This window comes from Burkholderia sp. SIMBA_051, from assembly GCF_046534915.1.
GTDB classification, from domain to species: Bacteria; Pseudomonadota; Gammaproteobacteria; order Burkholderiales; family Burkholderiaceae; genus Burkholderia; species Burkholderia ambifaria.
Map to the genome: position 1 here is coordinate 1 of NZ_JAWRXS010000056.1, position 447 is coordinate 447.

1 protein-coding gene is annotated in these 447 nt (G+C 63.1%); it reads left to right on the forward strand.

Features of this window, described 5'->3' with window-relative positions; translation table 11 throughout:
• On the forward strand, nucleotides 1-265 hold a 265-nt coding region (locus tag SB771_RS33500; protein ID WP_410721852.1), incomplete at its 5' end, for a helix-turn-helix transcriptional regulator.
• Nucleotides 266-447: the final 182 nt, after the last annotated feature.

Sequence of the window (447 nt, forward strand, 5' to 3'; positions counted from 1 at the left end):
GCAAGCCGCCATGTCCCGCACAACCTTCGCGCTTCGGTTCAGGGAACTTGTCGGCGTCTCGCCGATGGATTACCTGACGCGCTGGCGAATGAGGCTCGCCGCAGACAGGCTGACGCATTCCCGCGACTCGATTGCCGGGATCGGCCGCGCGCTTGGGTACGAGTCCGAGAAGTCCTTCAGCACGGCATTCAAGCGGGTCATGAACTGTTCGCCGCGCCAGTATGGCCGGGGACAACGCGCATCAGGTCACAGAGAACCGACGTGAGAATTGGACTCGCTTCCCGGAACCTGCTCGCCCGATCGGCTGGGGCCGCAACGCGTTATGCCCGAGCCTGCAGCAAGGAAGTCTGGCGCCCATGATCCGCGCCTTTGCGGAATGGAAACCAGACGTTTTGGAGCACTCGCACAAGCAGTGGAGGCGGGCGATCCCGCAGAACGAGATGATCG